The 6631-nt window shown below is 69.6% G+C and carries 6 protein-coding genes and 1 pseudogene; 3 read left to right on the top strand and 4 right to left on the bottom strand.

Annotation, left to right across the window (positions count from 1 at the left end; translation table 11 throughout):
* Positions 1–38: 38 nt before the first annotated feature.
* The 3 genes from grpE to NON19_RS19535 are packed head-to-tail and all read right to left on the bottom strand — an operon-like array spanning position 39 to position 3302.
* Complete coding sequence (grpE, locus tag NON19_RS19545) at positions 39–563, bottom strand: nucleotide exchange factor GrpE (protein WP_255929822.1); 525 nt, start codon at positions 561–563, stop codon at positions 39–41.
* Positions 560–1690: a tetratricopeptide repeat protein gene (locus NON19_RS19540; protein ID WP_255929820.1), complete on the bottom strand. Its 1131-nt coding sequence runs from the start codon at positions 1688–1690 to the stop codon at positions 560–562. Before NON19_RS19540 ends, grpE begins: the two co-directional genes overlap by 4 nt.
* Positions 1691–1706: 16 nt before the next feature.
* Positions 1707–3302: an Hsp70 family protein gene (locus tag NON19_RS19535; RefSeq protein WP_255929818.1), complete on the bottom strand. Its 1596-nt coding sequence runs from the start codon at positions 3300–3302 to the stop codon at positions 1707–1709.
* Between the two features lie 487 nt (positions 3303–3789).
* Here NON19_RS19535 and NON19_RS19525 point away from each other — a divergent pair, with 487 nt between their 5' ends.
* Together NON19_RS19525 and NON19_RS19520 are read left to right on the top strand one after the other, a co-directional pair.
* Positions 3790–4425 (top strand): Uma2 family endonuclease, encoded by a 636-nt coding sequence (locus tag NON19_RS19525; protein ID WP_255929816.1) that lies wholly within the window; start codon positions 3790–3792, stop codon positions 4423–4425.
* 163 nt (positions 4426–4588) lie between these two features.
* A complete protein-coding gene (locus NON19_RS19520; RefSeq protein ID WP_255929814.1) occupies positions 4589–4732 on the top strand; it encodes a hypothetical protein in 144 nt (47 codons plus the stop codon).
* A gap of 10 nt (positions 4733–4742) precedes the next feature.
* Here NON19_RS19520 and NON19_RS19515 read toward each other — a convergent pair whose 3' ends face one another.
* The gene (locus tag NON19_RS19515) at positions 4743–5150 is read right to left on the bottom strand and encodes a pyridoxamine 5'-phosphate oxidase family protein (RefSeq protein WP_255929812.1); all 408 of its coding nucleotides are present in this window, start codon (positions 5148–5150) and stop codon (positions 4743–4745) included.
* 117 nt (positions 5151–5267) lie between these two features.
* Between NON19_RS19515 and NON19_RS33730 the strand changes: the two are divergent.
* A pseudogene (locus NON19_RS33730) lies at positions 5268–6569 on the top strand (Clp protease N-terminal domain-containing protein); the annotation flags it as partial.
* Positions 6570–6631: the final 62 nt, after the last annotated feature.

Genomic DNA, 6631 nt, shown 5'->3' with positions numbered 1-6631 from the left:
GGGGGTGGGGGGTGGGGCCCCCCGCCCCTCGGGTCGTCTCAGGTGTGTACCCGCACCTGCTGCGGGCGGACGACGCGCTCGTCCATGACGTAGCCGTGCCGCACGATTTCCGCGACCTGCCCGGCGAGCTCCGGGCTGGGCGCGGGTACGGCCGCGAGCGCTTCCTGGAGCGCTGGGTCGAACGGTCCGGCCTGGGCGGGCAGCCGCCGCATGCCGTACTTCTCCAGGATCGTCAGTAGTTCGGCGGCCACCGAGTCCGCCAGTCCGCCGCTGCCGTCGGCGGACCGCTCCACCCGGTCCAGCAGCAGGACCAGGTCGTACAGGAGCGGCTGGACGGTGCGTCCTTCTGCTGCTCGCCGGTGGTGTTCGAGCTCGGCGTGCAGGGCGTCCGCGGTGCGGCGCGCCTCACGGTCGTTCAGCAGTCTGCGCCGGAACTGGTCGTTCAGTGTGGCGAGTTCCTCGCGAACCCCGTCCACGGCATCGGCGACGACGGCGAGCGGGTCCGGTACGGACGCCGGGGGCGCGTCGGGCGCGGCTCGCGGTGGTGTGGGTGGCGTTGTCAACGAGGGCTCCCATTGGGTGGATTGAGAGAAGCGGCGGGCAGTTTGCGGCGGGTGTGCCACCAGCGGGGCTTCCACCCCATCCAGGCAGGCAGGGCGAAGACGGCGAGGAAGGCGAGCCAACCGACCAGCGTGCTGTCGAAGAGTCCGTTCACCACGAGGCAGGCGATCACGACGAAGACCATGCTCCGCCGCCCCTTCCATGTCTTCCCCATCGCGTGGACCGCCTGGGCCCGCGTGCTGGCGAGCCCCTCGCACAGCGCCTGGTCGGTGGGCTGGACGGCCAGCGCCTGATCGACGATGGGCAGGATGCGCTGTGCGGCGTCGGCGGAGGCGATCACATGCTGTCTGGCCTGCGGACTCCACACCTTCGCGCCCTCCGCGCGCAGCGCCCAGATCCGGGCGATCTGGTTGCGTACGCCTTGGTGTCCCGGCTGCTCGGCGAGGCACTGCTCGTAGTGCTGAAGCGCCTCGTCGTACCGTGCCGCCGCGTACAGCGCGTCGGCCGCCTCGACATGGCGCTCGGTGGTGGGATCCAGTTGCCAGGCCTTCAACCGCCAGTCGCTGGCCACTCGCTGGTTGCCCTGCTGGGCGTGGGCGGAACCGATCAGGGTGTGGGTGAGCGGATCGTCCGGGGCGAGTTCGAGAGCCTGGCGCAGCTCGTGCAGGGCGTCGCCGGTGTTTCCGGCGTCGAGGTTGAGCGCCCCCAACAGCCGCCAGGCCAGCGGATTGCGCTCGTCGTGGTGGACGGCCTGCCGGGCCTGGTAGAGGGCGGCGTCGATGTTGCCCTTGTCCGCCTCCTCGAACGCCTTGGCCAGCCAGTCGCGGGTGGCGTGCGGAGGCTGGGGCGGCGGTGTCCGCGGCGGTGGCTCGGTCGAGGGCTGGTCCTGCGTCCGCGCGCGCCGCTGGTCGTACGCCGCGCGCCGGGCGCGGTCGAGCAACTCCGTGCGGGCCTGGGCGATCAGCGCGACCTTGTCCTCCGCCTCGCGGCGCTTGTCCGCGCTGGGGGCACGGCTGGCCCGTGCGCCCCAGGTGCGCTGCTGGCCGTCGAGGAGCTTGCCGATCTCCTCGGCGGTGGCGTTCTCCGCGATGCCGAACTCGGCGTAGTAGTCGATGAATTGACTGTTCACGTGGCGGCTCCGCCGATCACAGGGCCGTGGTGCGTGCCACGCGGTCGGTCAGCTCGGCCAGCTCCTGGGAGCCGAGGTTGCCGGGGCGCTCGATCTCGAACTCCCCGAGCCACTTGCCCGAGGTGAGGTCCTTCACCTCGACATGGATGATCCCGTCCACGTCGTAGGAGTAGAACACCTCGAACGGCGCGCCCACCGGATACGGCGGAATGTCCAGGGTGCTCTCCCCGACGGTGGTGACGAAGTCGAGGTCCTCGTCATCGCCCTCGGTCACCGCCACCCGCAGCCTGGTCTGCTGGTCGGCGAGGGTGCGGAAGACGTCGCTCTTCCTGGCTGGCACCGTGGTGTTCCGCGGCACGATGACGGCGTTGTACTGGCGGCCGTGGTCGTCGGCGTCGGTGGCGACCATCCCCAGGGACTGCGAGGTGACGTCCTTGATGGACTTCACCCGGCCCTTGGTGAGCCGGGCCAGCCCGTCACCCGGCGAGGACGTCACATCGGCGCCAGCGCCGACGTACTTGCGCTTCTCGGCGGCCTGTTGGGCCCGGACCTGTGCGTCCAGCCCGACCAGCGCCGCGCCGAGCGCGACGACCTCGTCCTGGTTGATGCCGCGCTCGGGTTCCCTGCCGGACAACCGCTGCACGAGGGCGTGCACCATCGGCATCCGGGTCGATCCGCCGACCAGCAGCACTCGGTCGATGCCGTCCCAGGACAGTTTGGCCTCCTCCAGCACCCCCTCGGTGATGACCCGGGTGCGGTCCAGCAGATGCGCGGTGATCTCCTCGAACTTCTCCCGGGTGACCCGGATCTGCTCGTGCCGACCGTCAGCCGAGAGCACCACCACGGCCTGCGGCGCGTTGGACAGTGTTCGCTTGGCGATCTCGGCCTTGTCGCGCAGTTCCGCGAGCAGCGCTCCGTCGTCCGTGAGGTCGCGGCCGCCAGCCGCCATGAAGGTCTGGTTGAGGTGCTCCATCAGCGCACCGTCCCAGTCGAACCCGCCGAGGTTGCGGTCGCCGTCGGTGGCGATCACGTCGTACTCGCCGTCCTCGACGCGCATCACCGTCACGTCGAAGGTGCCGCCGCCGAGGTCGTAGACGAGTACGGTGCCGATCTCGGCGGTGTCCTCGGCCCGCTCGATGCCGTACGCCAGGGCCGCCGCGGTCGGCTCGTTGACGATGCGCAGTACGTCAAGTCCGGCGATCCGCCCGGCGTCCTTGGTGGCGTTCCGCCGCGCGTCGTCGAAGTAGGCGGGCACGGTGATGACGGCCTGGTCGACGGTTTCGCCGAGCATCATCTCCGCGTCCTCCTTGAGCCGCTTGAGGACCAGGGCGGATATCTCCTCGGGGCGGAACGGAACGCCGGACTCCGAGGTGTAGACCGGGTTCGGCTCGCCCATGTACCGCTTGACGAACTGCACGACGTGGTCGGGAGCGGTGGCCGCCGACCGCTTCGCCTGGGAACCGACGATGACGGTCTCGCCCTGGAACATGACGACGGACGGGGTGATGTTCTCCCCTTCGCGGTTGCGGACGATGGCGGCGCTGCCTCCCGCGTCCGCTACGGCGACCGCGGAGTATGTCGTGCCCAGGTCGATGCCGACTACGCGTGACACTCAAGTCCCCCTGAGAGGCTGTGGGTTGGAATAGACGCCCATCATGGCGCATGGCGGGGGAGCGGCGCAGGGGAGATCGGTTGGGGGGTGGGGCGGGGCGGGGTGTCAGTGCGGCGAAGTGCGGATCTCCCCCACCGATCCGGCTGATCCGACTGATTCCCCTCATCGGGCGGCTCGACGGCCGGGGAACGCGGCTGTTGAGGCGGCGACGGACGCGTCACTCTGGCGGCAAGATACGGCCGCGCGAAAGCGATGACCCTGGCGTGGTCGTGACGACCACGCCAGGGTCACTCGGCGCGCTCATACATGCCGTCAAGGCGGGGGAGTTCGACGGTCTCCGATAGGAGGCGAGATCTCTCGCCTCACCCTGTCGGGTGACCTGCACGTCCTTCTCGAGCCCGTCAGGCTGACTACTTCCTAGCGTGGCGGTGTCGCTTGTGCCGCACGGGCACACCTGCCCAAACTTGAGGAGGAGGTGCTTCGCGCCATGACCGCTCTCGCCCACGCGGCTCCGATGGAGGTGCCTGAGGCCATGCCCCCCGCCACGTTGGATGAGGCCCTGTGGCAGGCGTGGAAATCCATGGAACTCCCCGAGGGCTTCCGCGCCGAGATCGTCGAGGGGTTCATCGAGGTGTCGCCGACCGGACGTTCCCGTCATGCCCAGACCGTCAACCGGTTGCGTCGGGCCTTGGAGAGGCATCTGGGCGACGGCGAATACGCGGTGCACCACGACTGGAACGTCATCCGCGGTCTGAAGGCATGGGTTCCGGACCTGTTCATCGCGCCGGAGGACGACGAGGAATTCGTCACCGAGGATGGCCTGGGGTTTGTTGATTCCGCTGTCAGGCTCGTCGTTGAGGTCGTCTCTCCTGGCTACGAGAATCAGCAGCGCGACCGGGTCCGCAAGCGTCGGGCCTACGCCGGGGCGGGTATCCCCGTGTACGTCATCGTGGATGACTTCGACAACCACGGGACCGTCACCATCCTCACCTCACCATCGCCGGAGGAGGGGATCTACGCGGCCGAGTCCCGTACGCCGTACGGCACGGAGGTGCAGATTCCCGAGGGCCCGGCGAAGGGTTTCGCGATCGGCAAGTCCATCACCGGGCCAAGCCGTTCGTGACATCGGCTGCCCGTCGGGGCCGTGATCGTCGAAGGACGCGGCGAGCTTTCTGCCCGACGAGCCCCTGCTGATCGTGGAAGTGATCTCCCGGTCGAACGGGGATACCGACCGGGTGATCATGTGCTGACGGTACGCACAGTGCCGGGCTCCGCTCTACCTGCTGGTGGACCGGCGGGAGCGCAGTTGGACGCTGTACTCGAAGCCAGGCGGGCTCGGCTACGAATCCGCGGACGGGCCGTACCCGTTCGGGACGCCGATCCGGTTGCCGGAGCCGTTCGGGGGCACGGTCGACAGCGGTGGTTTCTGAGCCGGTGGCCTCAGCCAACCCGCCCCATCGCTGAGGTGAGGGCGATCTCGATCGCCACCCGGGCGGGGTTGGGCTGTGTCTTGCGCTGGTAGCGCTCCTCGTAGCGGCGGACCGCCTCCGCGATGGCGGAGGGGTCGGTGCGGACCGTTGCCACGCCCTCCAGGGTGGCCCAGCGGCCCTTGTCGATCTGGCAGAGGGCGACGCGGGCGCCGGACGGTCCGGCGGCCAGGATGTTGTGGACCTTGCGGCTGGTCTTGCGGGTGATGACGCGGGCCAGGCCCGTTTCCGGGTCGTATGTGGCGCCCACCGCGACGACGTGGGGGGTGCCGTCGGGGCGGGGGGTGGTCAGCGTGCAGTAGTGCGGTTCCCGCCAGAAGGCTTCGAAGGCCGCGCCTGGCTCTCGGGGGTTGATCGGCATTCGGTGATTTTCGCATCCGGTCCTCGCGCGGGGCCTCGGTCCGGGTCCGATCAAAGGCTGGCGGCTAATCTTGAGTCCGAGCGACTCAAGTTGTCTTACACTTGTTGCGGCAGGACGATGGCGACGCCACAGAGGAGGTCCGCGCACGTGAACGCAGAGCTGACCAACAAGAGCCAGGAGGCGCTCAGCGGCGCCAACAGCCGGGCGGTGTCCGCGGGGCATGCGGACCTGGTCCCGGCGCACCTGCTCGTCTCGCTGCTGGAGCAGCCGGAGAACGACAACGTCAAGGACCTGCTGGCCGCCGTGGGCGCCGATCCGGACGCACTGCTCAAGGGCGCGAGGGCCCAGCTGGACGCCCTGCCCACGGTGCAGGGCTCCACCGTCGCCCCGCCGCAGGCGAGCCGTGACCTGCTCGCGGTGATCGCCGACGCCTCGCAGCGCGCCAAGGAACTGGGCGACGCCTATGTGTCGACCGAGCACCTGCTGATCGGGCTCGCCGCCAAGGGCGGCCCCACCGCCGAACTACTGGACCGCCAGGGCGCCACGGCCGCGGAGCTGCTGGACGCCTTCGAGACCGCCCGCGGAGGCGCCCGCGTGACCACTCCTGACCCGGAGGCCACCTACAAGGCCCTGGAGAAGTACGGCACCGACTTCACCGCCATCGCCCGTGAGGGCAAGCTGGACCCGGTCATCGGCCGGGACAACGAGATCCGGCGGGTCATCCAGGTGCTCTCCCGCCGTACCAAGAACAACCCGGTGCTGATCGGCGAGCCGGGCGTCGGCAAGACCGCCGTGGTCGAGGGGCTCGCCCAGCGGATAGTGAAGGGTGATGTGCCCGGCGCGCTCAAGGGCAAGCGGCTGGTCCAGCTGGACCTGGGCGCCATGGTCGCGGGCGCGAAGTACCGTGGTGAGTTCGAGGAGCGGCTCAAGGCCGTGCTGGCCGAGATCAAGGAGAGCGACGGCCAGATCATCACGTTCATCGACGAGCTGCACACCGTCGTGGGTGCGGGCGCCGGTGGGGACTCGGCGATGGACGCGGGCAACATGCTCAAGCCGATGCTCGCCCGCGGTGAGCTGCGGATGGTCGGCGCGACCACGCTGGACGAGTACCGGGAGCGGATCGAGAAGGACCCGGCGCTGGAGCGCCGCTTCCAGCAGGTGATGGTGGCCGAACCGAGCGTGCAGGACACCATCGCCATCCTGCGCGGCCTCAAGCCGCGCTACGAGGCGCACCACGAGGTGCGGATCGCCGACTCCGCGCTGGTGGCCGCCGCCAACCTCTCGCACCGCTACATCACCTCGCGCTTCCTGCCCGACAAGGCCATCGACCTGGTCGACGAGGCCGCCTCCCGGCTGCACATGGAGGTCGACTCCTCCCCGGTGGAGATCGACGAACTCCAGCGCGCCGTCGACCGGTTGCGGATGGAGGAGGAGTCGCTGCTGGCGACCTCCGGGGCCAAGGACAAGAAGGCCAAGAAGCA

Origin of the sequence: Streptantibioticus rubrisoli (assembly GCF_024436055.1) — a bacterium.
Classification (GTDB): Bacteria; Actinomycetota; Actinomycetes; order Streptomycetales; family Streptomycetaceae; genus Streptantibioticus_A; species Streptantibioticus_A rubrisoli.
This window is presented reverse-complemented; position numbering and strand designations above follow the sequence as displayed.

What these genes read in the sequence shown, in the direction of transcription:
- NON19_RS19525 (WP_255929816.1), top strand. Translation starts at nt 3,790, where the DNA reads ATGACCGCTCTCGCCCACGCGGCTCCGATGGAGGTGCCTGAGGCCATG.
- NON19_RS19515 (WP_255929812.1), bottom strand. Translation starts at nt 5,150, where the DNA reads ATGCCGATCAACCCCCGAGAGCCAGGCGCGGCCTTCGAAGCCTTCTGG.